General features: G+C 43.2%; 20 protein-coding genes, 3 tRNA genes and 2 rRNA genes. 14 read left to right on the forward strand and 11 right to left on the reverse strand.

All coding sequences use genetic code 11. From position 1 onward, the window contains the following. The first annotated feature begins 117 nt into the window (after positions 1-117). From SYN7509_RS0210440 to SYN7509_RS0210450, 3 genes are all read left to right on the forward strand, one after another. Positions 118-2,874, forward strand: a complete 2,757-nt coding sequence (locus tag SYN7509_RS0210440; protein ID WP_028954235.1) for a M16 family metallopeptidase — start codon at positions 118-120, stop codon at positions 2,872-2,874. 128 nt (positions 2,875-3,002) lie between these two features. Next, positions 3,003-3,830, forward strand: a complete 828-nt coding sequence (gene map / locus SYN7509_RS0210445) for a type I methionyl aminopeptidase (protein WP_009630422.1) — start codon at positions 3,003-3,005, stop codon at positions 3,828-3,830. A gap of 186 nt (positions 3,831-4,016) precedes the next feature. Beyond that, positions 4,017-4,790 carry a pentapeptide repeat-containing protein gene (locus tag SYN7509_RS0210450; RefSeq protein ID WP_009630421.1) on the forward strand — a complete coding sequence of 258 codons (774 nt, stop codon included), beginning with the start codon at positions 4,017-4,019 and terminating at the stop codon, positions 4,788-4,790. Positions 4,791-4,914: 124 nt separating this feature from the next. Here SYN7509_RS0210450 and SYN7509_RS0210455 read toward each other — a convergent pair whose 3' ends face one another. Both SYN7509_RS0210455 and SYN7509_RS0210460 read right to left on the reverse strand, forming a co-directional pair. Continuing rightward, positions 4,915-5,439, reverse strand: a complete 525-nt coding sequence (locus SYN7509_RS0210455) for an FKBP-type peptidyl-prolyl cis-trans isomerase (protein ID WP_009630420.1) — start codon at positions 5,437-5,439, stop codon at positions 4,915-4,917. Between the two features lie 84 nt (positions 5,440-5,523). Beyond that, entirely contained in the window at positions 5,524-5,847 is a 324-nt protein-coding gene (locus SYN7509_RS0210460; RefSeq protein ID WP_009630419.1) for a phasin family protein, read from the reverse strand. 181 nt (positions 5,848-6,028) lie between these two features. Here SYN7509_RS0210460 and cpdA point away from each other — a divergent pair, with 181 nt between their 5' ends. Continuing rightward, complete coding sequence (cpdA, locus tag SYN7509_RS0210465) at positions 6,029-6,796, forward strand: 3',5'-cyclic-AMP phosphodiesterase (protein WP_009630418.1); 768 nt, start codon at positions 6,029-6,031, stop codon at positions 6,794-6,796. 143 nt (positions 6,797-6,939) lie between these two features. After that, positions 6,940-7,110: a hypothetical protein gene (locus SYN7509_RS31715; RefSeq protein WP_369792309.1), complete on the forward strand. Its 171-nt coding sequence runs from the start codon at positions 6,940-6,942 to the stop codon at positions 7,108-7,110. An 80-nt stretch (positions 7,111-7,190) separates the two neighbouring features. Here the strand turns inward: SYN7509_RS31715 and SYN7509_RS0210470 are convergent, their stop codons facing one another. Next, positions 7,191-7,574, reverse strand: a complete 384-nt coding sequence (locus SYN7509_RS0210470) for a hypothetical protein (protein WP_009630416.1) — start codon at positions 7,572-7,574, stop codon at positions 7,191-7,193. Positions 7,575-7,698: 124 nt separating this feature from the next. Continuing rightward, complete coding sequence (locus SYN7509_RS0210475) at positions 7,699-8,076, reverse strand: hypothetical protein (protein ID WP_192819836.1); 378 nt, start codon at positions 8,074-8,076, stop codon at positions 7,699-7,701. A 107-nt stretch (positions 8,077-8,183) separates the two neighbouring features. On the opposite strand from SYN7509_RS0210475, the gene SYN7509_RS0210480 reads away from it, so the two are divergent. Further along, complete coding sequence (locus SYN7509_RS0210480; protein WP_028954175.1) at positions 8,184-9,368, forward strand: RNA-guided endonuclease InsQ/TnpB family protein; 1,185 nt, start codon at positions 8,184-8,186, stop codon at positions 9,366-9,368. An 83-nt stretch (positions 9,369-9,451) separates the two neighbouring features. On the opposite strand, the gene SYN7509_RS0210485 is transcribed toward SYN7509_RS0210480, so the two are convergent. Continuing rightward, positions 9,452-9,703, reverse strand: coding sequence for a hypothetical protein (locus tag SYN7509_RS0210485; protein WP_009630256.1), 252 nt, complete (start codon positions 9,701-9,703; stop codon positions 9,452-9,454). 118 nt (positions 9,704-9,821) lie between these two features. Then, entirely contained in the window at positions 9,822-11,438 is a 1,617-nt protein-coding gene (locus tag SYN7509_RS0210490) for a mechanosensitive ion channel family protein (RefSeq protein WP_009630255.1), read from the reverse strand. 111 nt (positions 11,439-11,549) lie between these two features. Between SYN7509_RS0210490 and ahcY the strand changes: the two genes are divergently transcribed. The 4 genes from ahcY to SYN7509_RS0210510 all read left to right on the forward strand — a co-directional run bounded on the left by ahcY (position 11,550) and on the right by SYN7509_RS0210510 (position 15,820). After that, positions 11,550-12,827 (forward strand): adenosylhomocysteinase, encoded by a 1,278-nt coding sequence (gene ahcY, locus SYN7509_RS0210495; protein ID WP_009630254.1) that lies wholly within the window; start codon positions 11,550-11,552, stop codon positions 12,825-12,827. A 40-nt stretch (positions 12,828-12,867) separates the two neighbouring features. After that, entirely contained in the window at positions 12,868-13,512 is a 645-nt protein-coding gene (locus tag SYN7509_RS0210500; protein ID WP_009630253.1) for a DedA family protein, read from the forward strand. 77 nt (positions 13,513-13,589) lie between these two features. Then, a complete protein-coding gene (locus SYN7509_RS0210505; protein WP_009630252.1) occupies positions 13,590-15,317 on the forward strand; it encodes an ABC transporter ATP-binding protein in 1,728 nt (575 codons plus the stop codon). Between the two features lie 140 nt (positions 15,318-15,457). Then, positions 15,458-15,820, forward strand: a complete 363-nt coding sequence (locus SYN7509_RS0210510) for a hypothetical protein (protein ID WP_009630251.1) — start codon at positions 15,458-15,460, stop codon at positions 15,818-15,820. A gap of 36 nt (positions 15,821-15,856) precedes the next feature. Here SYN7509_RS0210510 and SYN7509_RS0210515 read toward each other — a convergent pair. The 5 genes from SYN7509_RS0210515 to glyQ form a co-directional block, all read right to left on the reverse strand. Beyond that, a tRNA-Ser gene (locus SYN7509_RS0210515) sits at positions 15,857-15,943 on the reverse strand. 41 nt (positions 15,944-15,984) lie between these two features. Then, a complete protein-coding gene (locus SYN7509_RS0210520; RefSeq protein WP_009630250.1) occupies positions 15,985-18,216 on the reverse strand; it encodes a ComEC/Rec2 family competence protein in 2,232 nt (743 codons plus the stop codon). Between the two features lie 13 nt (positions 18,217-18,229). Continuing rightward, the gene (locus SYN7509_RS25630; protein ID WP_009630249.1) at positions 18,230-18,463 is read right to left on the reverse strand and encodes an OST-HTH/LOTUS domain-containing protein; all 234 of its coding nucleotides are present in this window, start codon (positions 18,461-18,463) and stop codon (positions 18,230-18,232) included. Positions 18,464-18,628: 165 nt separating this feature from the next. Next, positions 18,629-19,219, reverse strand: a complete 591-nt coding sequence (locus SYN7509_RS25635; RefSeq protein WP_009629878.1) for an NYN domain-containing protein — start codon at positions 19,217-19,219, stop codon at positions 18,629-18,631. Between the two features lie 51 nt (positions 19,220-19,270). Further along, positions 19,271-20,143 (reverse strand): glycine--tRNA ligase subunit alpha, encoded by an 873-nt coding sequence (gene glyQ / locus SYN7509_RS0210530; RefSeq protein WP_009629877.1) that lies wholly within the window; start codon positions 20,141-20,143, stop codon positions 19,271-19,273. 311 nt (positions 20,144-20,454) lie between these two features. On the opposite strand from glyQ, the gene SYN7509_RS0210535 reads away from it, so the two are divergent. The 4 genes from SYN7509_RS0210535 to SYN7509_RS0210550 all read left to right on the forward strand — a co-directional run bounded on the left by SYN7509_RS0210535 (position 20,455) and on the right by SYN7509_RS0210550 (position 25,293). After that, a 16S ribosomal RNA gene (locus SYN7509_RS0210535) occupies positions 20,455-21,944 on the forward strand. 106 nt (positions 21,945-22,050) lie between these two features. After that, a tRNA-Ile gene (locus tag SYN7509_RS0210540) sits at positions 22,051-22,124 on the forward strand. Positions 22,125-22,167: 43 nt separating this feature from the next. After that, positions 22,168-22,240, forward strand: a tRNA-Ala gene (locus SYN7509_RS0210545). Positions 22,241-22,402: 162 nt separating this feature from the next. Further along, positions 22,403-25,293: ribosomal RNA gene (locus SYN7509_RS0210550) — 23S ribosomal RNA — on the forward strand. The 16S and 23S rRNA genes sit together here with 2 tRNA genes alongside, the layout of an rRNA operon. Positions 25,294-25,344 lie beyond the last annotated feature (51 nt).

Genomic DNA, 25,344 nt, shown 5'->3' on the forward strand with positions numbered 1-25,344 from the left:
CAATTCACTCAGATATTCAACAGGATTTGTCGCCGCTTTGGGTCGAAACTCCCTGCTTATAGCTAAGATCGGCTTAAGCCCACTGCTAAAGTACCGAAATTTAAAAAGCATTAGTGTATGTTATTTCCATCCAGGCGACATCGTTTGTTATTTATCCTATTTAGCGCTTGCTTGAGTGCAACGCTGTTGTTTAATAACTCTTTTGCTATATCTGCACCATTAACTACTAAAAAACCAATGTCGCTTTCTGTAACTGAAAATGTCCGCAAAACTGTCCTCGAAAATGGGCTTACTGTCCTGACTAAACAAGTTAAAACTGCTCCCGTTGTTAGCGTTCAAGTATGGTATCAAATTGGTTCGCGCGATGAAGCTCCCGGTGTAAACGGCATTGCTCACCAATTAGAACATATGTTGTTTAAAGGTACGAGTAGCCGCCCGATTCAGTTTGGACGCTTGTTTAGTGCTTTGGGTAGCGATTCTAATGCTTTTACTAGCTACGATCAAACCGCTTATTTTGGTACAGTCGAGCGCGGCTTAATGGATAGTCTTTTAGAGCTAGAAGCTGACAGAATGCAGAATGCTCTAATAAATGCCGAGCAATTGACCAGCGAAAAGCGGGTAGTAATTTCTGAGTTGCAGGGATACGAAAATAGCCCCGACTATCGTTTGGGTAGAGCCGTTATGCGTGCCGCCTTACCAAATAGTCCCTATGGATTGACTATCGGCGGCACTAAGGCAGATGTAGAAAAGTTTACGGTTGAACAAGTCAAAAGCTATTACCGCAACTACTACAGCCCTAAAAATGCCACTTTAATTGTTGTGGGAGATTTTGAGCCAGAGGCTACTTTGGCAAAGGTTAAAGAGATTTTTGGCAAAGTACCTAATGCTCAAGAAGAAGTTGTTAAACCCCAAGCTACTGCAACTAAGCCGCAAACCCCGACTAAACAGCCAATTATTTTAAAAGAGCCTGGTGCAGCTTCACTGTTGCAATCTGTATATCCTTTAGTTGATATCAATCATCCCGATGCGCCGGTTTTGGATGTGCTAAATGGGATTTTGACCGAAGGTCGCAATTCTAGACTTTATCAAGCTTTGATTGAGTCGGGTTTAGCTAGTGGTATGAATGGCTACGCGGCTACTTTGGCTGGTGGTGGATGGTACAACTTGGAAATAACCGCCGCACCGGGACAAGAATTAGCAAAAATTGATTCGGTTTTGTTAAATGCGATCGCCCTCCTCACCGAAAAAGGCGTAACCACTGACGAACTAAACCGCGCCAAAACTCAATTACAAGCCTCGGTATTACTCAACAACCGCGATATTGTTTCCCAAGCAATGCAAATTGGCTACGACCAAACAACCGCCGGAGATTATCGTTTTACAGACCGTTACTTAGCCGCCATTGATAAAGTTAGCGTTGAAGATGTGCAGCGAGTAGCCGCAAATTACCTCGCACCCGCTAAACGGACAGTAGGATTATTTGAACCAACTAAGCAGGACGGAGAAGCCAGCACCGGGGGAAATCCTACCCAAATGACCGAAAACTTTAGTCCTGGCGCGCCTGTAGACCCCGCCGAAGTAGCGAAATATTTACCAACAGTAGATCCAGCAACACCCACTCCTAAAGCTTTACCAGAGGAATTTACGCTAACTAATGGTGTAAAAGTGTTGTTGCTCCCAGATGCTAGTACGCCAACGGTGACTTTAAGCGGTTTTATCAAGGCTGGCGCAGAATTTGACACGCAACCAAAAGCAGGACTTGCGGCTTTGACGGCGGAAAACTTACTAAGTGGAACGAAAACTAAAGACGATCTCGCTCTTGCTAAAGCTTTAGAAGATCGCGGTGCAAGTTTGAATTTTAGAGCGAATCGTGAAGGTGTAGACATTAACGGCTACAGCTTAAAGACCGATTTACCCGTTGTTTTGGAAACCTTAGCGGATGTAGTGCAAAACTCTACATTTCCTAGCGATGAAATTGAACTTAGTCGCCAAAGAGCTTTAACTAGCCTCGATTTGGAATTAGACGATCCTGCTCGTGTAGCACGACGAGTATTTCAGCAAGCGATTTATCCCGCTAATCATCCTTTCCATACTTTCCCCACCGCAGAAACTCTAAAAAGCCTAAGCCGTGAAGATGTTGCTAGTTTCTACCAAAAACAATATCGTCCTGACCAAATGGTATTAACTTTAGTGGGAGATTTTGACCCCAAACAAGTGCGGAGTTTATTGGAAACATCCCTAAATGACTGGAAAGCAGAAGGGAAAGCGCCTGTAGTTAATTATCCTAATGTGCCTAACTCCGAAAAAGTAGTGCAACTTAACCCATCATTACCCGGAAAAACTCAAGCTGTTACCTATATAGGCGATCGCGGAATTAATCGCAAAGATCCCCGTTATTACGCAGCTTTGGTACTAAATCAGATTGTTGGCGGTGATACTTTATCTAGTAGATTAGGTACAGAATTGCGCGATCGCCAAGGTTTGACTTACGGCATTTATAGCTACTTTAGCGCCGGAAGACAAGCAGGACCCTTTGTTGTCTCCATGCAAACCGACCCCGAAGATGCTAATAAAGCTATTTCTAGCGTCCGCGCCCTTTTAAGCCAAATTCACGACAAGGGTGTCACTAAGGAGGAAGTAACCGCCGCTAAACGCTCTCTAACTCGTGGTTACAATGTTGGTTTGGCAAATCCTGACGAACTAGCCAACACCATTAGACTCAATGAAGTTTATGGTTTAGGACAGGACGAATTAAGTTCTTTTTCTACCAAAATCGAAGCTGTGAGCTTAGAAGACGTAAATAAAGCCGCTAAAGAATTACTCCAAAGTGATAAATTTGCGATTGTAACGGCGGGAGGAAATTCCGCTAAATAACCGCTTTTTTGGTGTGGTATGGGTAAAAACGCCTGTATCACACTAAAGAAATAATAATAGGCGAAGTTTGTTATCAAAGAGCGATCGCTAAGTACGATATATTTATGCGCTTTTATACGATTTAATCGATGAATATTTTTAGCAACTTGCTTTCTCAAACTGTTCAAACTCCCCGTCCTAAAAAACAAGTTAAAGGAATTGAGATAAAATCCGAGCGGGAAATTGAAATTATGCGCCAGTCAGCCAAGATTGTCGCCACTGTATTAAAAGAAATATCCCAACTGGTAGAACCCGGAATGACTACCCTAGACTTAGACGCTCATGCCGAAAAGCGTATTCGGGAAATGGGCGCAACTCCTAGCTTTAAAGGCTATCATGGCTTCCCCGCTTCTATTTGTGCCAGTATTAATAACGAAGTCGTACACGGCATTCCCAACCCTAAAAAAGTTATTCGCGCTGGAGATGTTTTAAAGGTAGATACCGGAGCATTTTATCAAGGCTTTCATGGCGACTCTTGTATTACGATCGCCGTGGGCGCAGTAACTCCCGAAGCTGCGAGATTAATTAAAGTAGCCGAAGAAGCCCTTTATAAAGGTATTGAGCAAGTAAAAGCCGGAAACTATCTAATGGATATCGCGGGAGCAATTGAAGACCATGTTAAAGCAAACAAATTTAAAATAGTTGAAAGCTTTACTGGGCATGGTGTCGGGCGCAACTTACACGAAGAACCATCCGTATTTAACTATCGCACTCGTGAAATGCCCAATGTCAAGCTCAAAAAAGGCATGACTTTAGCTATTGAACCAATTTTAAATGCTGGTTCAAAATTAACACGCATACTATCCGATCGCTGGACAGCAGTTACTGTTGATAATTCTTTATCAGCACAGTTTGAGCATACTGTTTTAGTCACCGATGACGGCTACGAGATTTTAACTTGTCGTTCTTTAGTCTAAACAAAAAGTAACGCTCGTTTTCTATAGACCTCTCAAAAGTAGGAGAGGTTTTTTAGTGTCAACATTTTTTAAAAAAATTTAGCGATCGCCTTTTTATGGCGGAAAAACTCAAAAATCCTCTATGTTGAAATATTAAATGTTAATCTACAAAAATTAGCGCCTTGTACTTTGCCAAGTCTCCCGTTTATGAAACTTTTTATTTTAGCTACTACGGTACTTACAACTTTTAGCCTTGCTTATCCAGCTTTTTCAGAAAACATCGCTCATACCAGACAATTGCTCTCGACTAAACAATGTCAAAGTTGCGATTTAAGTGGTGCAGGCTTGGTTTTGACGAATTTATCGGGAGCTAATTTATCGGGAGCCAACTTAAGCGGGGCAAATTTGAGCCGTGCAAACTTGAGTGGAGCCGATTTGACGGGAGCAAATTTAATTGGCGCTTCTTTATTTGGAGCCAATTTAACAGGGGTAAAGTTACAGGGAGCGCAAATAGCTGGAGCAGATTTTAGAGATGCCTATTTGTACAATGTCAGCTTTGGGGATGCTGATGTCAATGTCGCTCACTTGCAAGGTGCGATCGGTATACCCACAGAGGCAGCTAAGGCTGGAGATTTTTATAGATGGGGAATGTTGCAAGGTCAAAAAGGGGACTCCCAAGGGGCAATTGATTATTTTAACCAAGCTTTAACTATTGACCCAGAGTTTGCTTTGGCTTATATGGGACGTAGTGTTGCTCGTTACCAATTATTAGACCGTAAAGGAGCTATGGAAGATGCGGTAGTTGCAGACCAATTGTTTTTAGCTCAAGGAAACATTACCGGAACCCAAACAGCGCAGGCATTTATTACAGAGTTAGGAGCGCCACCACCAAGCGCATCAAAGCCAAAAAGTAAAGGAAACTTTATGAATATATTGGGACTATTAGGCTCGGCGGCGGTTAAGTTATTTTTGCCGTTTTAATTGGTATGTAGCGATCCGTTTTGAGCCAATAAAATTTTTACCCGCCTGTAAATCCCGCTTTGAAGATGGCTAAGAGCCTTAAAAAAGTTAGGGCGCATATCTAAATGCGCCCAGGGAGTAGTTACTAACTAATTTTTAGTAATTCTACGTCAAAAATTAGCGTTGCATTGGGGGGAATTACGCCCCCCGCACCACGAGCGCCATAACCTAATTCTGGGGGAATAGTAAGCTGACGGCGATCGCCTACTTTCATTGTGCTAAGTCCTTCATCCCAGCCTTTAATCACTTGTCCTACGCCTAATTTAAAAGAAAAAGGCTGACCGCGATCGCGGGAACTATCAAATTTTGTCCCATCTTCTAGAGTTCCGGTGTAATGCACCACAACGGTTTGACCAGTTTTAGGAGTCGCGCCAGTTCCTTCATTGAGTACAACGTACTTCAATCCTGAAGCCGTACTTACAACTTTGTTATCGTCGTCAGACATAGTATTACTAGGAGTTGGTTGTTTATTTTCGGTTACTTGAGCAATCTGGGGTTGGTTTGATGTAAGTCTATCTGCACTAGCATTAGGCTGGTTTGTAAACTGACTAACAACCAAAACTACAACACAAACTACTATGACACCAAAACTGATGATAATTTCTCTCAAAATTCTTCCTCCTTAAAACCAAGGAATAGTAGAAAGTGTTACAAACACAACAGATTTTAGTTCAATTGGCTGGAGAAATGCAAATTAACGCCAGAGTTTATTTTCCAAATCTCGCACTTGACGCTCCAACCTGTCAATTCTTCCCCGCAATTCATCGGTTTCTGACTGACGAGGTACGCCCAAATCCTGCATCACATTTTTTACTTGCTTTTGCATTTGGGTTTCCCAGTTTCCCTGTTCCGATTTTAATTTGTGCATCATATCATCGACAAAAACCTTAGCTTGCTCTGGGTTTAGTTTGCCATCTTTGACTAATTCGTCGCTTGCTTCGCGTAATTTTTCCGCGACTAAAGACGTTGTCCCTACACCAAGCATTACCAATTGCTGAAGCCAGTTATTATTTTCCACTTTTTTGTACCTTTTTTAATAAACTTTGCAATTAAACTGTTACAGTTATGTGCGATCGCGCCTTGCTACAATTCTATCAAGGGAAAACATTACCAGAAGGGGCGTATTTCCCCCAAATTTTTCTAAACCTCGTTATTAATACCTGTTTATAATAATTGACTCAAAAACTAAACCTTTTGCTATGAATAACTTGTCTTCGTTGCTAGTGGCTCAAATCACCGACACTCATTTATTTGCAGAAGTTGAGCCGAAGGTTTTTGGCGTAGCAACTCATAACTCATTGCAAGCAGTTATAGAGCGATTGAGAGCATTGCAATCGCCTCCAGATATTTTGTTACTAACAGGCGATATTTCTCAAGATGAAAGCCGCCAATCTTACGATCGCTTATATAATTTTATCGCCCCGCTAAATATTCCTACTTACTGGCTTCCCGGAAATCATGACAATTTGCCAATTATGGAGCAAGTATTACAACAGTCTCCAATTGATGCAACCAAGGCTTTCCAGTCTGGCGGCTGGAACTTTGTACTTTTAAGCTCTTTAATCCCAGGGTGCGTACAGGGAGAGATTTCTAAGCAAAGTTTGGATTGGCTAGAATCGCAACTTAAAAAATGTACGCTTCCTACTTTGGTTGCTATACATCATCCACCTTGCTTAATTAACTCTGAGTGGATGGATAACATTAACTTACGCAATTATCAGGAGTTTTTGGCGCTAATCGATCACTATTTACAGATAAAACTGGTTATATTCGGTCACATTCACCAAGAGTTTGATAGTCAGCGTCAGGGAGTACGTTATCTAGGTTCTCCCTCTACCTGCGTGCAGTTTCAACCCCAAAGTAAAGAGTTTACTATCGATAAGCAAGCTCAACCAGGATTTAGATTGATAAACCTTTTTTCTGATGGTACTTACGATACAGAAGTTGTCCGGGCGCACGGCGCTTAATAATTGTGGTTATTGAGTTACTCATCGTTGAAGTTGGGGCGGAAGATCGGGACAAATATCTACACCTAGATCGGCAAATTTGAACAAAGGCGATCGCGCAGTTTTCTGGGTTTATAAATAAGGAAGTTTGGCTTAATCCTTATATACCTACAGAAGTTATTTTAGTTATTCGTTGGCGTAGCCGCCAAGAATGGAAATCAATCTCCCCGCAGCTATTAGAGGACATTGAATGCCAGTTTGGCTCACAAATGGGTAATACTCACTATAAAATCGTTGAATCGCTGGAGTATCAGGTTTTAGAGACATTGCCATAAAATGTTTGTCAGGCGATGATCGCCCTAAATTAATTGCCAATTGTTAATGTAAAGAGCATTACTAGCTGGTGCTTGGTTACTTAAATTACCGATACTGCGTCTAATGGTTCGCAAAAAATATTAATCCCATCTTGCACCGCATACATCAAAACTGGAGTCACTAATAGCGCTGGACAAAGTTTCGTTGCCGCCAAGTGTCCGGCGACGATCGCAAAATCTTCAGCGATTAAACTGCTTCTAAATTCTTCCTTGCAAATAACCGCGCGGCATTTTTTGGCTAAACTATCTAACCAATCAAAGTTAGCTATCTCTGGTTGCTGTCCGGCTCGAATTGCTAGTACCATTGCCGCATCTTCCAAATTGCCCTCGCAGTCCTCTATTACTTGTAGTGCATTTATAGCATCGGGGTAATCTGCTAATTGAGTACGAAATTTAGCAATTTCTGCGCTTGTAACTTGAGTCATTACAACTATTTTAGATAAACAACAATTGGGCTTTTCTAATTTTGACGGACGCGAGCAGTTATTGCCAAATAAAAAAGCAGTGAAGTAAACCCACTGCTTGGCTGTTATTAATAAGTTACGTAAATTACACTCCTACTAATTCGCGCGATTCAAAATCTGTCAGTTGTTGGGCGATCGCGTATCTTGTCTCTAACTTGGCTACGCTAAACTGGTTGCGCAGGCATTCTAAATGAGCTAAAGCGTTGGCTTTTTCTGCCGATAGCCGCATTAACGTATTTGTAGCGGTTTGATATTCTTTGTCTATCAGCAGAACTTCAAACCTCCGCGCCTTGCGTTGAGTATCATTTTTCAAATCCATGTCAAAAGCCGAACGAGTATCCGCGTGACCTTCTACTCGATAGAGAAGTTGCTGTACTGCCATAATTTCTGCATCAAGTTCATTTACCCGTTGAGCAGCTTTGGCGATCGCTTCTGGATAATGACTTAGTTCCATGGTCATCATAATTCTCCGGGAAACCCCGTTGCTTCAGCACGGGGAGGGATAGGAGGGGAATCGATGGGGTTCAACACCCCGGAGATTCCCACATATTTTGTGTTATAATGTGAGGTATGCAAAAAGCTTACCGTTACCGCGTTTACCCAACTTCCGAACAAGAAACCTTGTTGCGGAGAACTATGGGTTGTGCGCGTTTGGTTTACAACCGAGCGTTGGCTTCCCGGACGGAAGGTTGGTACGAAAGGCAAGAAAAGGTTGACTACATCAAAACTTCTGCCATGCTTACCCAATGGAAAAAGCAAGAAGACTTGCAATTTCTGAACGAGGTTAGCTGCGTACCTTTGCAGCAAGGACTTAGACACTTGCAAAAAGCCTTTGCAAACTTTTGGGCGGGACACGCTAAGTATCCCAACTTTAAAAAGAAGCATAATGGTGGCTCTGCTGAGTTCACTAAGTCCGCTTTTAAGTGGAAGGATGGGCAAGTATGGCTTGCCAAGTGTACTGAAGCGCTGCCGATTCGTTGGAGTAGGCAACTGCCCAAGGGATGCGAACCGTCTACCATCACGGTCAAGTTGGATGCGAGTGGGCGATTCCACGTTTCTTTGCTCGTAGACACAGTGATTGAACCATTGCCAAAATCCAATAAATCTATTGGTTTGGATATGGGGATAACTAGCTTGATTGCTACCAGTAATGGGGACAAAATCGCTAATCCCAAGCACTTTAAACGCAGAATCGCAAAGCTTAGACGAGTCCAGAAATCTTTGTCTCGTAAGCAGAAGGGGTCGAACAATCGACATAAGCAAAGGCTCAAAGTAGCCAAAGTACATGGACAAATAACTGATAGTCGCAAAGACTTTTTGCATAAGCTAACTACTCAACTGGTGAACGAAAACCAAACCATCGTGGTTGAGGATTTGGCAATCAAAAACATGGTCAAAAACCATAAATTGGCGCTCTCGATTAGCGATGCTAGTTGGGGTGAATTTGTCCGCCAGCTTGCTTACAAGTGCGAGTGGCACGGGCGAGAACTGATTAAAATTGACCGATGGTTTCCTTCCTCCAAAAGGTGCGGAAACTGTGGGCATATAGTAGACAAAATGCCGTTGAATGTACGTGAGTGGGATTGTCCTAAGTGTCAAACTAACCATGACCGTGATATCAACGCGAGTAGGAATATACTTGCCGCAGGGCTTGCGGTGTCAGTCTGTGGAGCGAACATAAGACCCGATAGGCAAGAGTCTAAAAGGCAGTTGCAAAAAACCCGAAAGGGAAAGAAACAGAAACCTAAGTCGTGAGTCTTAGGAATCCCCGTACCTTAAGGTCGGGGAGGAGGTCAACATAATTCTCTTACTGGCAAGCTAAAATGGAATTATTGGTTTTACGCCACCAATTCTTGGAATTGATGCACTGTTGTTAAAGGCAACTGCTCGGTTTGCGGCATTCCTACTTGTTCTAATACTTTGACTTCGATATTTACAGACACTAAGTAGCTACCAGGTTCTGCGCCAATAGCTTCGGCGATTAATTTTGCAAGTTCTGGGCGCTTGGCGGTGATTGGATCTCTTAAACTACAACGATCCCAATCGTGTTTTGCCGTTGGATTTAGGTTGAGAATATAGTGCTTAGTCATAGGTTAAAGTCTCGAATAACAACCTGATAGAGCTATTAGCTGGATAACTCTACTCTTTTCTATTATAGTACGTATGTACTAAAAATGTGGGAAAACAGCGATCGCCTTAGCAGCTATATTAAGAATCCTGCGATCGCGGACTTTTACCGTCATAGTCGGCTTTAGAGGGTGGGACAATTTCATTTAGCCAAACAGCCTGTTGAGGTAAGGGGATAGCAATACCAGCTTGATCGAAAGCAATTTTGACTCGACGACGATACTCTCTTGCTACCTCCCACTGTTTGAGGGGTTGGGTTTTGATCCAAACACGAATCATCACACCGCGATCGCCAAAATTTTCAACTCCTAGCACTTGTGGCGTTTCGATAATTTGCTCGATCCATTTAGGATCTTCATCCATTTGTATACCCACATTATTAATCAGTTCTAAAGCATGATCGATGTCTGCGTGATAAGCAACAGGAATACTAAGATCGGCTCTTGACCAGCGACTGGAGAGATTAGCAACAATTTTGATTTCACTATTGGGGATCGTAATCAAGCGTCCTTCAGAGTCTCTTAGTTGAGTGATGCGGAGATTGAGATTTTCCACCAAACCGCCAACATTTCCCACATTGATTACATCACCTAGCGCATACTGGTCTTCCAAAATAATAAAAAAACCATTGATCGCATCTTTAATAATATTTTGAGAAGCCAAAGAAATGACAACCCCCAATAAACCAGCCCCAGCAAGTAAAGGCGCGATATTTACTCCCACCGTAGTTAGAGCGATCAGAGTACCGATTGCTACCCCGCTTAAAGTAGCGAGGCTTTTGGTAACACCAGAAATAGTCGAAACCCTTAAATGTAGGCGCAAAGAATCTTCTGGGGTAAGTAAAGTATTAATCGCTAGTGCGGAAGTGAAGCGATCGATTAATACATAACTCAAACGCACCGTTACATAAGTTGCTAAAGCCACAATGCCAAGAGTAAAAGGAATCCTTAGCACCGTCAAAATCCAAGATGGAATCACCCGCGTATAGGGAAACAAACTTAAAATTAGTAGCGCTCCACTACCCCAAATCAAACTGTGTGCTAACTGAAATAATCTCCGCCTCACTTCTTGAATGTTATTATGCTGCTGTTTGCTAAGTTGAGTTGTAACAGGATCGCTTGTGGGCGTAGCCTTTGGGCGCTGAGTTATTTGCCATTGCCAGCACCGGATTCCCCAGCTAATTAAAACTATACTGAGAAATATTCCGGATGCGATCGCCCCCGAACGAGTCAAAAATTCTGGTTGTCGCTCAAGTTTTGCTCGTCTTAAGTCTTGCTCTAAAGATAATCTCAGTTTGTCAGCTAGACTAAAGGGTTCTTCTGCTTGTAGTTTGGCATCTGCGCCAGTAATGGTAAATAAATATTCACCATTAACGTAGATTACAGGTAAATTATTTTCTTTCCTAATTTGTACTTGGAGTTCGGTAGAGTTGCTTTGAAAGTAATTTTGGCTAATACTGTGCAAGCGTTGCTGAATGTCATCAACCCGCTTGGCTAAATTGCTTCTAGTTTCAGCGATTTGAAATAGACGGCGACCATCTAAGGAAACCCAAGTAGTAACTACTTCTTGTTGCGATCTTACCTGCCCGGAAGAAGTTGGCAAAAGTAAGTTAGGTAAAGGAAACTGGGCAATAGCTGGAAAAACCACTGTAACTATTAGGATAATTGACAGCGCGATCGCCCAAAATTTAGATCGCATTTTTTACTCCTCTATAACTAACTCTTAATTAAAGCTAAATATTCACAATTGAGAAAAATGCGGTTAAGCTAGGTGAGACTACTTAGTGCAAATATTTAAGGAATATTCTTAATGACCGCAACTACTGCTCGTATAAAGTACGAAATCAAAGATATTAATCTAGCCGCTTCTGGTAGACAAAGGATCGAATGGGCGGGGCGAGAAATGCCCGTTCTTAAGCAAATACGCGATCGCTTTGCAACGGAAAAGCCTTTTGCTGGTATTCGTTTGATTGCTTGCTGTCACGTTACTACAGAAACGGCTCATTTGGCGATCGCTCTCAAAGCTGGCGGTGCAGACGCAATTCTAATTGCTAGTAATCCTCTTTCTACTCAAGATGACGTAGCAGCTAGTTTAGTTGCCGATCACGAAATTCCTGTTTACGCCATGAAGGGCGAAGATAACGACACTTATCACCGCCACGTGCAAATTGCTCTAGATCACCGTCCCAATATCATTATTGATGATGGTAGCGATGTCGTTGCAACTCTAATTCAAGAGCGTCAACACCAAGTAGCGGATTTAATCGGTACAACCGAAGAAACTACTACAGGAATTGTACGCCTCAAAGCCATGTTTAAAGACGGTGTATTGACATTTCCAGCAATGAATGTTAATGACGCTGATACTAAGCATTTCTTTGATAATCGTTACGGTACAGGACAATCAACTCTAGACGGAATTATTCGCGCTACCAATGTTTTACTAGCAGGTAAAAATATTGTAGTCGCTGGTTACGGCTGGTGCGGTAAAGGTACAGCACTGCGGGCGCGGGGACTTGGTGGCAATATAATTGTTACTGAGATCGATCCAATCCGGGCAATTGAGGCGGTTATGGATGGTTTTAGAGTGCTACCAATGGCAGAAGCGGCTACTCAAGGCGATATTTTTATCACTGTTACAGGCAACAAGCACGTAATTCGCGCCGAGCATTTTGAAGTCATGAAAGACGGTGCGATCGTTTGTAATTCCGGTCACTTTGATATTGAAATTGACCTCAAATCTTTGGGCGCTAAAGCCACACAAGTTAAGGAAGTACGTAACTTCACTCAAGAGTACCAAATGCCCAATGGTAAAGCTGTTGTCGTCCTAGGTGAAGGTAGATTGATTAATCTAGCCGCCGCCGAAGGACACCCCAGCGCCGTAATGGATATGAGTTTTGCTAACCAAGCTTTGGCTTGCGAATATTTAGTCAAAAACAAAGGCAAATTAGAACCAGGTTTGCACTCTATCCCTGTAGAAGTTGATGCAAATATTGCCAAGTTAAAGTTGCAAGCAATGGGTATCAACATTGATACTCTCACCGCAGAACAAACCGAATATATCAATTCCTGGACTGCGGGAACTTAAAACGGTGTAAATTGGTTAAAAAAAGGAGGCATAGTTATCTATGTCTCCTTTTGCTTATAAGTTGGTAGGAAATCAGTTAATGGTTGAATGGATTACTGAAACTATGAATTCCCTGGGATACTGGGGAATTGGACTATTGATGTTTTTAGAAAATCTATTTCCCCCCATTCCTTCAGAGTTAATTATGCCTCTGGCGGGTTTTACTGTAGCTCAAGGAAAATTAGAATTTGCCCCGGTAGTATTTGCAGGGGTTTTTGGTACAGTAATCGGGGCGTTACCTTGGTACTACGCAGGTAAAATACTTGGAGAACAACGCTTAAAAAGTCTAGCCGATCGCTATGGCAAATGGTTGACAGTTTCAAGTAAAGATATTACAAAGGCTACGGGATGGTTTGATAATCATGGCGGTAAAGCAGTATTTTTGTGTCGTCTCGTCCCTGGAGTCCGCACCCTAATTTCCTTACCCGCAGGTATTAGTAATATGCCTCTAATACCATTTTTACTTTATTCAACCCTTGGTACTATCTTATGGGTAGGTTTGCTAACTTACGCAGGTTATGCTTTGGGCAATAACTACCAACTGGTAGAAGACTATCTTGGTCCCGTCTCCAAAATCGTTTTAGCTATTATCCTTGCAGCCTTTGCTATTTGGGTAATTAGAAGAATTATGCGTCGTACTACTTAATAATTGTTTTGTACTTGTACAGTCCAAAACTGATAGCCTCAAAATCGAGGCACTAAATACTTTATCAATATTGCAGCTTGAAAAATCGCTCTAATTACTGGCAGTTACAACCTTATATTCGATCGCAGTGGAAACCTATTGCTAAAGGATTTATCTGCATCCTCGGCTATGTAATTTCTACTTTACTCCTGATTTATTTAGCAGGAAAATTGCCTGCACCCTTTGCAGAGGGTAACGTCCAAGAAATTGCTAAAATATCTGCGATCGCACTAGGTATATTTTTAGTACGGGGAATCTCTCAGTCTGGTCAAGATATATTTATGGCTAAAGCAGCTTTAAAAGTTGCCTTAAATTTGCGTAAGCAAGTTTATACCCATATGCACAAACTTAACCTCAGTTACTTTGAAACAACTCAAGCCGGAGACTTATCTTATCGCCTTACCGAAGATGTAGACAGAGTTGGGGAAGTAGTTAACAAGCTATTTCATGATTTTGTACCTTGTGTTTTCCAACTGGTAGCAATTCCCATTTACATGATTTATCTCAATTGGCAATTAACCCTAGCCACGTTGATAGTTGCGCCATTAATGGGAATATTGATAGGTTGGTTTGGCGAAAGACTAAGCAAATTTTCCCGTAAAAGCCAAAACCGTGTCTCCAATTTATCGGCAATTCTCACTGAAGTTTTTAGTGGAATACGATTAGTACAGGCTTTTGCAGCCGAAGACTATGAAATTGCCAGGTTTACTCACGAAGCCGAAGCCAGCCGTCAAGCAAAGTATTCAACGGAGCGATTGAAAGCGATTCAAATCCCCATTATCGGGTTTTTAGAAGCTTTGAGTATACTTTTATTGTTGTGTATTGGTGGTTGGCAAATTTCCCAAAGGAATTTGAATGTAGCTGAGTTTTTGAGCTTCTTGACGGCAGGAGTAACCCTACTCGATCCCATTAGTCATGTTACGAGCAACTATAACGAATTCAAGCAGGGAGAGGCATCGGTTGACAGAGTTTTTGAGATTCTGGCAATTCAGCCAACAGTAGTTGAAAAACCAAATGCGATCGCATTGCCAAAAGTTACAGGTAAAGTAGAATATCGTCGCGTTAGCTTTGCCTATAAGCGTGACCAAAGCGTACTAAACAACTTAAGCTTACTAGCTTTGCCGGGAGAAACCATCGCTCTTGTAGGGGCTTCAGGGGCAGGAAAAACAACTTTAGTTAACTTACTTCCTCGCTTCTACAATCCTTTGTCTGGGGATATTCTCATTGATGGCATCAATATTCAAGACGTGACAATTAACAGCTTGCGACAGCAAATTGGAATTGTTCCTCAAGAAACTATATTATTTTCCGGGACAATTGCCCAAAATATTGCTTTTGGTCAAACAAGTTTTGATATGGAAGCCGTGCAAACCGCCGCCAAAGTAGCCAATGCTCACCAATTTATTAGTCAATTACCCGACGGATATTATACTTGGGTGGGAGAAAGGGGTGTCAATTTATCTGGTGGACAAAGACAGAGAATTGCGATCGCACGGGCGGTATTGCTCAATCCTCGCATCTTAATTTTAGATGAAGCGACATCGGCATTAGATTCGGAATCTGAAGCTTTAGTACAAGAAGCCTTAGAGCGAATTATGCAGCATCGGACAGTGTTTATTATTGCTCACCGTTTAACTACAGTACGCAGATGCGATCGCATTTTAGTAATTGAAAAAGGAGTAGTTGTCGAATCTGGTACTCATGAGGAGTTATTAACCCTATCTCGCCAATACGCTCATTATTACAGCCAACAATTTAGTGCATAGCTTGAGCGACTTTCAGTGATTTTCTATCGCCCTCGTAGAGCGCTAAAAATCTAACCAAGGTATGCTAAAGGTATTACTCGCTTGTCAAGACGTTAAAGTTCTTGGCACAGTGCTGAAATCAAAGAGTTAGAAATATAACAATGACAATATCAGGTTTTGACAAATCTTCACCTCGCATGGATATCAAAGTAACCGTAGCTAAGTTGCGAAATGACACTTTCTACAAAACGGCTGATGGGCGTACTATGATTTTGTCACCAAGCAATTGCGGTGGTATGAAATGGACTCATGATAAAAGCCATGTACTATCCAAAGGAGCAACTGAAGGCTATTACCTGAGAGAAACTAACAATGTAGAATTTAATAATATTGGGATTGAATGGAAACAAGCTGCACTTAATTTAGCTCAATCCGGTTACTTATCACTTTCCCGCAAAGAATTAGTTGCTGATACTTTACCCGTTCAACCAGTTGAGGACATTTTATCAACCGTCATTCGTTGATAAAATTTACTGTTTTAGTTTTTGCTTAATATTCAACGGAGAGGAGAGGATTCGAACCTCCGTTGGGTTTGACCCCAAAACTGATTTCGAGTCAGTCGCATTCAACCACTCTGCCACCTCTCCACAAGACAACAAAACTGTTGCAGCTAATTAGTATAGCATTTCTACAGTAAAGAAGCATTATTTTCGGCAGTTTCTATAATTGACTCAAATTTATGATTGGGTGTCCATTGAATAGCGCCGTCACGCCCAGTTAAAAATATTTTTGTTTTGATTTTTTTTAAGTTATCCGCTCTCAGTACAATATTTTGAGTATAAGCGATCGCATTTTCTGGCTTAATTGCCTCAACTAAATCTGCATCAAAGGCTTTGGCAAACAATATTAGTTGAATAGAAGATGTATTTTTGCTCAAAGCCTGAATCTCCTGTTTATTTGGCTTTGTATTTCCTACCAGCAGCCATTTTTGATTTTGAACTTGCAATTGCCATACAGGTATGCGATCGCTAACTATCTTAATTTGTGTACTACCTGCTACTACTGATTCTCCAGCAACTAATAACTTGTAGCTTCCACGCACTTGCTCTTTAATCTTCTTATCTTCGATAAGGCTATAAAAACTTTTAACAGGTAGTCGCGCCAAAATCTCCATCCAACCATTTTGATCATTAAGGGGATTTGTAGAAATCGCCCAATCAATCTGATTAATGCCTTGCTGCTGCAAAAAAGGTAAAACTGTAAAACGGGCGCTGGTAGAGTTTCCACTATTAACTAGCAAAACCTTACCCCGATCTTGAATGACTATAATAGGCTCTACCTTGTCTGCTAGGATCGTTACGCGAAAATCTGTAGATGAATGCCAAATTGGAACTAATACCAAACTAACTACTATCACCCCAACTAGCCACCAGCGTTTATGCAACCAAGGTAGAAACCAAATTAAACTCATTAATCCATATACCGCCAGTAGTTGCCAAAGAGCTATTTTGCCTACTGCTATAGAGTTTCCTGGCAACTGAGAAAAAAATTGTACTAGCCAAATTAAAATATGAGTAGGGTAATACAATAGCCATGCGATCGCACTTCCCGCCGTAGACCAAATCAAAGCCGCGATCGCACTAAAAATTCCGCCAATACTAATAATTGATATCAAAGGTATTGTCAGAACATTTACTACCAAGCTATAAGGCGGTATGACACCAAAAATATAAAGTTGCAGTGGTAAAGTCCACAATGTTGCTGCTAGAGGGACAGCAATTAACGTTGCGATCGCACTTGGCATCCAATCTAACTTAGCAACGAGTGGAGGTACAGTAACAACTAATCCTAAAGTTGCCAAAAAGCTTAATTCAAACCCCAAATCCCAAATCCATACCGGATTCCATAATAGTAAAAGAGTCGCAGCTACCAATAACGAGCCTAAAGTCTTGATTTTTCTACTTGTAGCTATACCAATCAACGCCCCAAAACCCATAATTACTGCTCTTAGTACCGAAGGTTGCAAACCAGTCAACCCAACGAAACCTATCAACGCTACTGCACCACAGCCAAATTGCCATCTTGGAGACAACCCTTTACTTAAAGACATAACCAAGCCCAGAATTAAAGCAGTTTGGAACCCTGAAGCCGCCAAAGCATGAGCTAATCCAACTTGAACAAATAAGTCGCGGATATCATAAGGTAAATCAACAGCTTTGCTACCTAAAACCATTGAACTAACAAGTTGTCCTTCTGGACTTCCTAGCCAACGAACTTGCGATCGCACAATGCGCTTGCTAACTTGCCACAATCCCCATACAGGCTGCTCTCTATCATTAAAACTTACTTGCATTCCATTCATACCAGCAAAGGTATTTTGTTGCTGCAAAAATCTTTTAAAATCAAAACCACCTGGATTAGTTGCAGGTTTTGGTTTATATAAAATTCCCTTAATTGCGATCGCTTGTCCTGGATATAAACCCGTAGATTGCAACAAAGGTACAGTTACATACAAATTACCTGTAACTTCAACTACCTTCCCTGTTTGATTAATTTCCTTTGCTGTTAACCAAAATTGTCCCTTTTGACTCCGAGTTAAACGCGGTAAACTATCAACTTCGCCTTGAACTGTAACAACTTGCTTATTATTGATAAATTGGCTAACATCATTAACCCTTGGTTGTGGTGTTCTTATCTGAAAATATAGCGTTGCTAAAAATCCTACTAACCCGGCTGCTAGAAACAGTTTTGGTTTAACGTCTCTCCATTTATTAAACAAACCCTTTCCGTAGTTTTTATTTACTGCATAGGTTAGTAAAATTCCTAGCGCAATTATCCCATAACCGCCCCAGCTAACAGATGTAGATAGCAGACCTATAATATAAGCAAGACATAAAACTACAGCGTTTATCTGACGCATCAAAGTTTAAGCATTAATTTTTTAACTTGATATATAAGACTTTAGTAGCTTGATTTTTTTCATGTGGTATAGCTTTAATCTCAAATATATCAATAGCTTTAATCAATTCTCCTAATTTTTTATAGCCATAGGTTCTGGAATCAAAAGACGAAGATAGCTTATTAATTTGACCTCCTAACTCGCCCAGACTAGCCCAACCATCTTCTTCGGCGATCGCTTCGTAGGCATTTTTAACAAGTTTAATCAATTTTAACCCTCTTCTGTCACTCTCCGAAAAGATTTATTATTTTTAAATTCTAAAGTTCTTATATAGTAAGCGATAGCAGCTTTTTTTCTTAATACCAATTCATGAAAGCGTGGAACTTACTAAAATTATATTAGCAAACGCCGTATTGCCTAGTATACCTTGTGTTCAGAAAGTATTAATAAGAGAAGAAACCGGAGTCTGACAAAAGAGGGTTAAGTTTGCTTTTAGTTCAGAGCTACTTTTTGAATTATTATTTTGAGGGTCTTTTTTAGCTTTGGCTACTTCTACACCCCCTTGCTCTTCCGTTTCCTCTAAATTTTCTGTATAAGTAAACTTATCACAGGCTTTTTGGAAAGGTTCGGGAGTTTTTTTCTCACCAAATCCATACACAATCAATCCAGACTCTCGGATTCTACACGCCAATCTAGTAAAGTCACTGTCACTGGAAACAATACAAAAACCATTAAAATTGTTCGTGTACAGCAAATCCATCGCATCAATAATTAAAGCGCTATCAGTAGAATTTTTACCAGAAGTGTAACTAAACTGTTGAATTGGTTGGATGGCAAATCTATTTAACTTATCTTTCCAGCTACTTAGGTGGGTACTTGTCCAATCGCCATAAACTCGTTTGACATGAGCAGTACCATATTTAGCAACCTCTTTGAGTAAAGGCTCAATCATAGTTGCAGTAGCATTATCAGCATCAATTAAAACCGCAAGTCTATCTGATTTTAATTGAGTATCGCTTTTCATACTTCTACTGCATCTTTATTTAACTTATAACCTCATAAAAACATACAGCAGCTATAGGTTTTTTAAAAGAGGAAACCCTAACTTTTCTCGTTGCTGCAAATACAGATTAGCTATTTTCCTTGCTAAATTACGAATTCTACCTATATAGCGAGTTCGTTCTGTTACAGCAATAACTCCTCTAGCATCCAAAAGATTAAACGTATGAGAACACTTCAAAACATAGTCCAAGCTTGGTAAAACAAGCCCTCTTTGAGTAAGTTGCTCTGCTTCTTGCTCATACAAACCAAATAGCTTTATCAGCATCTCTGGATTAGCAGCCTCAAAATTGTACACACACTGCTCTATCTCACCTTGCAAGTAAATATCTCCATAAGTAAGGCTATCCGTCCATTGAATTTTAGAAATCGCCTCTACCCCTTGGAGATACATAGCCAATCTTTCTAAACCATAGGTAATCTCAATAGAAACAGGACGACAATCAATACCACCGCATTGTTGAAAGTAAGTAAATTGAGTAACTTCCATCCCATCAAGCCAAACTTCCCAGCCTGTACCCCAAGCTCCCACAGTCGCATCTTCCCAATTATCTTCTACAAACCGCACATCATGTTCTTCCGGCGCAATACCCAAAGCCCGTAAAGAATCAAGATAAATTCCTTGAATATTCTCCGGCGACGGCTTAATCAAAACTTGATACTGATAATAGTATTGAAAGCGATTAGGATTTTCCCCATAACGCCCATCAGTAGGGCGACGACAAGGTTCAACATAGGCAACCGACCAAGGCTCTGGGCCCAACGCTCTTAAAAAAGTCTGAGGGTTTTTTGTACCAGCCCCCTTTTCTATATCGTAAGACTGGGCAATTAAACAACCGCGATCGCCCCAAAATCTGTGCAGTGCTGCAATTACCGATTGAAAATTCATAACTTCCTTTACTCGTCAGGACAATGTTATCAATCATTGTTGCCTAAAACCACTGCTAAATCTAGCCTTGAGGCTTTCTCCAAAATTCTTTTATAAAAACCCTTGACAACTACCGATGTAGTTGATAGATTAATAAAGCGCTGGAGAGGGAAGCGAAAGCGGAGCGAACCAGAAGGCACGCCGAACCATGAAAAAATTATAATTGAAAAGCCAAAAAAAAGCACTATAGTCTTCGTCAGAAAAACTATAAGAAAAGAGACTCACTTCGGGTGAGTCAAAAAAGAGCTAACAAATAGCCTCCTTTTTTAAACAAAACGGAGAGTTTGATCCTGGCTCAGGATGAACGCTGGCGGTATGCTTAACACATGCAAGTCGAACGGATGTTTTCGGACATTAGTGGCGGACGGGTGAGTAACGCGTGAGAATCTAGCTTCAGGTTGGGGACAACAGTTGGAAACGACTGCTAATACCGAATGTGCCGAAAGGTGAAAGATTTATTGCCTGAAGAAGAGCTCGCGTCTGATTAGCTAGTTGGTGGGGTAAAAGCTTACCAAGGCGACGATCGGTAGCTGGTCTGAGAGGACGATCAGCCACACTGGGACTGAGACACGGCCCAGACTCCTACGGGAGGCAGCAGTGGGGAATTTTCCGCAATGGGCGAAAGCCTGACGGAGCAATACCGCGTGAGGGAAGAAGGCTCTTGGGTTGTAAACCTCTTTTCTGAGGGAAGAAAAAAATGACGGTACCTCAGGAATCAGCATCGGCTAACTCCGTGCCAGCAGCCGCGGTAATACGGAGGATGCAAGCGTTATCCGGAATGATTGGGCGTAAAGCGTCCGCAGGTGGCAATTCAAGTTTGCGGTTAAAGGTTCTGGCTCAACCAGAGACAGGCCGTGAAAACTGAATAGCTAGAGTATGGTAGGGGCAGAGGGAATTCCCAGTGTAGCGGTGAAATGCGTAGAGATTGGGAAGAACACCGGTGGCGAAAGCGCTCTGCTAGGCCAAAACTGACACTGAGGGACGAAAGCTAGGGGAGCGAATGGGATTAGATACCCCAGTAGTCCTAGCCGTAAACGATGGATACTAGGTGTAGCTTGTATCGACCCAAGCTGTGCCGTAGCTAACGCGTTAAGTATCCCGCCTGGGGAGTACGCGCGCAAGCGTGAAACTCAAAGGAATTGACGGGGGCCCGCACAAGCGGTGGAGTATGTGGTTTAATTCGATGCAACGCGAAGAACCTTACCAGGACTTGACATGTCGCGAATCTTACTGAAAGGTAGGAGTGCCTTAGGGAGCGCGAACACAGGTGGTGCATGGCTGTCGTCAGCTCGTGTCGTGAGATGTTGGGTTAAGTCCCGCAACGAGCGCAACCCTCGTTTTTAGTTGCCATCATTAAGTTGGGCACTCTAGAGAGACTGCCGGTGACAAACCGGAGGAAGGTGGGGATGACGTCAAGTCAGCATGCCCCTTACGTTCTGGGCTACACACGTACTACAATGCTACGGACAAAGGGTAGCAAGCATGCGAATGCAAGCCAATCCCATAAACCGTGGCTCAGTTCAGATTGCAGGCTGCAACTCGCCTGCATGAAGGCGGAATCGCTAGTAATCGCAGGTCAGCACTACTGCGGTGAATACGTTCCCGGGCCTTGTACACACCGCCCGTCACACCATGGAAGCTGGCTTAGCCCGAAGTCGTTACCCTAACCGTAAGGAGGGGGATGCCGAAGGCAGGGCTGGTGACTGGGGTGAAGTCGTAACAAGGTAGCCGTACCGGAAGGTGTGGCTGGATCACCTCCTTTAAGGGAGACCAAACCCATTGACACCGAAAATCAAAATAGGTTTAGATGAGGTCAACCTAGGTCGTGGCGAAGAAAGTGGGTCTTTTCAATTATAATTAAGGTTTGGGGGCTATTAGCTCAGGTGGTTAGAGCGCACCCCTGATAAGGGTGAGGTCCCTGGTTCGAGTCCAGGATGGCCCACCTTGAAAAAGCAACAAGACATAAAACTTGTAGCCAATCATTGGGGGGTTTAGCTCAGTTGGTAGAGCGCCTGCTTTGCAAGCAGGATGTCAGCGGTTCGAGTCCGCTAACCTCCACCTGAAGCCAAGCAACCAAAAGTTTATTCAGCACCGTGACTATTAGTAGTAGTTAGAATGCTGAGTCTCAACTCAGTCAGAACCTTGAAAACTGCATAGAGAAAGCAAATAGCAGGCAGATCCAAAAGGGTAAAACCTAATGTATCTGACAAATAGAAAACTGGTCAAGCTACAAAGGGCTAATGGTGGATACCTAGGCACGCAGAGGCGAAGAAGGACGTGGCGACCGACGAAAAGCTCCGGGGAGCTGGAAGCAAGCATTGAGCCGGAGATATCCGAATGGGGCAACCCAGAAACAGCCTGTTGAATATATAGACAGGCATGAGCGAACCTAGCGAACTGAAACATCTTAGTAGCTAGAGGAAGAGAAAGAAAAATCGATTTCCCAAGTAGTGGTGAGCGAAAAGGAAAGAGCCTAAACCAGAAATTTTTATTTTTGGGGTAGTGGGAAAGCGACATGGAAGCTGGAAGCTAGACGAAGCAGCCAAAAACTGCACCAAAGAAGGTGATAGTCCTGTAGTCGAAAGTGGAAAGATACTAGCTTAATCCCGAGTAGCACGGGGCACGAGAAATCCCGTGTGAATCAGCGAGGACCACCTCGTAAGGCTAAATACTACTGCGTGACCGATAGTGAAACAGTACCGCGAGGGAAAGGTGAAAAGAACCCCGGAAGGGGAGTGAAATAGAACATGAAACCATTAGCCTACAAGCAGTGGAAGGACGATTTAACGTCTGACCGCGTGCCTGTTGAAGAATGAGCCGGCGAGTTATAAGTAGTGGCAGGTTAAAGCAAGAATTGCTGAAGCCAAAGCGAAAGCGAGTCTGAATAGGGCGAAATAGATGTCACTGGTTATAGACCCGAACCCGGGTGATCTAACCATGTCCAGGATGAAGCTTGGGTAACACCAAGTGGAGGTCCGCACCGACTGATGTTGAAAAATCAGCGGATGAGGTGTGGTTAGGGGTGAAATACCAATCGAACCCGGAGCTAGCTGGTTCTCCCCGAAATGTGTTTAGGCGCAGCGGTTGTGATTATAGTCTGGGGGTAAAGCACTGTTTCGGTGCGGGCGGCGAAAGCTGTACCAAATCGAGACAAACTCAGAATACCAGATGCACACACAACCAGATAGACGGTGGGGGATAAGCTTCATCGTCAAGAGGGAAACAGCCCAGACCACCAGCTAAGGTCCCCAAATTGTCACTAAGTGATAAAGGAGGTGGGAGTGCAAAGACAACCAGGAGGTTTGCCTAGAAGCAGCCATCCTTAAAAGAGTGCGTAATAGCTCACTGGTCAAGCGCTCCTGCGCCGAAAATGAACGGGGCTAAGTGACATACCGAAGCTGTGGGATAGGTTAAATCTATCGGTAGGGGAGCGTTCTGCTTTGGGTGAAGCACTAGCGGCAAGCAGGTGTGGACGAAGCAGAAGTGAGAATGTCGGCTTGAGTAGCGAAAACATTGGTGAGAATCCAATGCCCCGAAACCCTAAGGGTTCCTCCGGCAGGTTCGTCCGCGGAGGGTTAGTCAGGACCTAAGGCGAGGCCAAACGGCGTAGTCGATGGACAACGGGTAATTAATCCCGTACTGATATGGATTTGTGCAGAGGGACGGAGAAGGCATGAGCCAGCCGGATGTTGGTTACCGGTGCAAGCGTTCAAGGCGTTGAGGAGTGGAGAAAACATTCTGAGCTAAGGCGTGAGTCCGAGGTGATACGTCACTGAAGTGGTAGCAGTCAAGCTTCCAAGAAAAGCTCCAAGCACGTTAAGTCCATATTACCTGTACCCGAAACCGACACAGGTAGGGAGGTTGAGAATACCAAGGGGCGCGAGATAACTCTCTCTAAGGAACTCGGCAAAATGGCCCCGTAACTTCGGGAGAAGGGGTGCCCACCTAAGACGTGGGTCGCAGTGAAGAGATCCAGGCGACTGTTTACCAAAAACACAGGTCTCCGCTAAGTCAAATGACGACGTATGGGGGCTGACGCCTGCCCAGTGCCGGAAGGTTAAGGAAGTCGGTCAGGGCGCAAGCTTAAAGCTGGCGACTGAAGCCCCGGTGAACGGCGGCCGTAACTATAACGGTCCTAAGGTAGCGAAATTCCTTGTCGGGTAAGTTCCGACCCGCACGAAAGGCGTAACGATCTGGATGGTGTCTCAGAGAGAGACTCGGCGAAATAGGAATGTCTGTGAAGATACGGACTGCCTGCACCTGGACAGAAAGACCCTATGAAGCTTTACTGTAGCCTGTAATTGAATCCGGGCTGAGCTTGCGCAGGATAGGTGGGAGGCGTTGAAGTTGCCCTTGTGGGGGTAATGGAGCCAACGGTGAGATACCACTCTGGCGCAGCTAGGATTCTAACTTGGAGCCGTTAGCCGGCACAAGAACCGTTGCAGGTGGGCAGTTTGACTGGGGCGGTCGCCTCCTAAATGGTAACGGAGGCGCGCAAAGGTTCCCTCAGCACGCTTGGAAACCGTGCATAGAGTGTAAAGGCATAAAGGGAGCTTGACTGCAAGAGTTACAACTCAAGCAGGGACGAAAGTCGGCCTTAGTGATCCGACGGCACTGAGTGGAAGGGCCGTCGCTCAACGGATAAAAGTTACTCTAGGGATAACAGGCTGATCTCCCCCAAGAGTTCACATCGACGGGGAGGTTTGGCACCTCGATGTCGGCTCATCGCAACCTGGGGCGGAAGTACGTCCCAAGGGTTGGGCTGTTCGCCCATTAAAGCGGTACGTGAGCTGGGTTCAGAACGTCGTGAGACAGTTCGGTCCATATCCGGTGCAGGCGTAAGAGCATTGAGAGGATCCCTCCTTAGTACGAGAGGACCGGGAGGGACGCACCGCTGGTGTACCAGTTATCGTGCCAACGGTAAACGCTGGGTAGCCAAGTGCGGCGCGGATAACCGCTGAAAGCATCTAAGTGGGAAGCCCACCTCAAGATGAGTGCTCTCACTACATAAGTAGGTAAGGTCACAGGAAGATTACCTGTTAATAGGCGCAAGGTGGAAGTTCAGCAATGAATGTAGCCGAAGTGTACTAATAGACCGAGGGCTTGACCTAATAAATCAATAAAACTATTTGCTTCTCTATGCAGTCTTCAGGGTGCTGTGA

Origin of the sequence: Synechocystis sp. PCC 7509 (assembly GCF_000332075.2) — a bacterium.
GTDB lineage: Bacteria > Cyanobacteriota > Cyanobacteriia > Cyanobacteriales > Chroococcidiopsidaceae > Aliterella.

Coding starts and splice junctions, on each gene's coding strand:
- SYN7509_RS0210440 (WP_028954235.1), top strand. CDS start 118: ATGTTATTTCCATCCAGGCGACATCGTTTGTTATTTATCCTATTTAGC.
- map (WP_009630422.1), top strand. CDS start 3,003: ATGAATATTTTTAGCAACTTGCTTTCTCAAACTGTTCAAACTCCCCGT.
- SYN7509_RS0210450 (WP_009630421.1), top strand. CDS start 4,017: ATGAAACTTTTTATTTTAGCTACTACGGTACTTACAACTTTTAGCCTT.
- cpdA (WP_009630418.1), top strand. CDS start 6,029: ATGAATAACTTGTCTTCGTTGCTAGTGGCTCAAATCACCGACACTCAT.
- SYN7509_RS0210470 (WP_009630416.1), bottom strand. CDS start 7,574: ATGACTCAAGTTACAAGCGCAGAAATTGCTAAATTTCGTACTCAATTA.
- SYN7509_RS0210475 (WP_192819836.1), bottom strand. CDS start 8,076: ATGATGACCATGGAACTAAGTCATTATCCAGAAGCGATCGCCAAAGCT.
- SYN7509_RS0210480 (WP_028954175.1), top strand. CDS start 8,184: ATGCAAAAAGCTTACCGTTACCGCGTTTACCCAACTTCCGAACAAGAA.
- SYN7509_RS0210485 (WP_009630256.1), bottom strand. CDS start 9,703: ATGACTAAGCACTATATTCTCAACCTAAATCCAACGGCAAAACACGAT.
- SYN7509_RS0210490 (WP_009630255.1), bottom strand. CDS start 11,438: ATGCGATCTAAATTTTGGGCGATCGCGCTGTCAATTATCCTAATAGTT.
- ahcY (WP_009630254.1), top strand. CDS start 11,550: ATGACCGCAACTACTGCTCGTATAAAGTACGAAATCAAAGATATTAAT.
- SYN7509_RS0210500 (WP_009630253.1), top strand. CDS start 12,868: ATGTCTCCTTTTGCTTATAAGTTGGTAGGAAATCAGTTAATGGTTGAA.
- SYN7509_RS0210510 (WP_009630251.1), top strand. CDS start 15,458: ATGACAATATCAGGTTTTGACAAATCTTCACCTCGCATGGATATCAAA.
- SYN7509_RS0210520 (WP_009630250.1), bottom strand. CDS start 18,216: ATGCGTCAGATAAACGCTGTAGTTTTATGTCTTGCTTATATTATAGGT.
- SYN7509_RS25635 (WP_009629878.1), bottom strand. CDS start 19,219: ATGAAAAGCGATACTCAATTAAAATCAGATAGACTTGCGGTTTTAATT.
- glyQ (WP_009629877.1), bottom strand. CDS start 20,143: ATGAATTTTCAATCGGTAATTGCAGCACTGCACAGATTTTGGGGCGAT.